Origin of the sequence: Campylobacter sp. CNRCH_2016_3089 (genome assembly GCF_025772505.1) — a bacterium.
Lineage (GTDB): Bacteria > Campylobacterota > Campylobacteria > Campylobacterales > Campylobacteraceae > Campylobacter_D > Campylobacter_D lari_D.
Genome location: NZ_JAKMSF010000054.1, coordinates 1 through 804, shown reverse-complemented (window position 1 = coordinate 804; position 804 = coordinate 1). Strand labels below are relative to the sequence as shown.

At 27.4% G+C, this 804-nt stretch carries 1 pseudogene; it reads right to left on the bottom strand.

The window, feature by feature from the left end:
* A pseudogene (locus tag L8W69_RS09225) lies at positions 1-638 on the bottom strand (hypothetical protein); the annotation flags it as partial.
* Positions 639-804 lie beyond the last annotated feature (166 nt).

Below are 804 nucleotides of genomic sequence, written 5' to 3'. Positions count from 1 at the left end.
GCTAAATCAAACCTATAATAAATATAAGCAATTTTTCCAGCAAGTTGAGGGTAGGTTTTAAAAAAGATATTATCATTTGTTTTGTTTTTATCTTGTAATTTACAACAAGTTTTTAAAAAATCTATAGCTTCTAATACGCTAAAAATATAATTTGTATAAATGATGTCTTTTGCTAAATTGCTGCTGTTTGTGTTATTCATACCCCCTAACACCCCTTCTCTTACACTATCATCATCTCCAACTCCCACTCTAAAGCTCATATCTATAATGATGTAATGATCTTCTAAATTAGGTATAGTTTTTTCACTGTTATAAGCAAATAAAACTATATAGTATTTATAATCTTGTATATCTTCTTTAGGCTCATTGCTTCTATTTATAGGTAAGCAAAAAGATAAAACATTATCTTCATAGCTTTCATTATAAATCAAATCATCATTTTCAAATAATACCTTAAGATTTTTTTCATCAATATAGCCATTACAATCATGTAATAATAAATTTAATTTTTCTTTGCTTTCACATTCTACAAAAGCCCATTTTAGTTTTTCATCGCTTTCTTTTTCTAGTTGTAAGCTTATATAAGTCCCTGGTGCAAAAGAGGTATTTAGATCTATATTATCGCTTGCAAATACAATTTTATTGTTTCGTTTTTGGGGGTATTTAACTTCTAATTCGCAAAGCAATTCTTCTTCATTTGTAATATAGCTTAAATGCTTTAATAAATCTTCAAACAATACCCCATTAACTATTCCTATGCTGCCATTGCTGCCAAATTCTCCCTTTTCATTAATGTTATAAAGA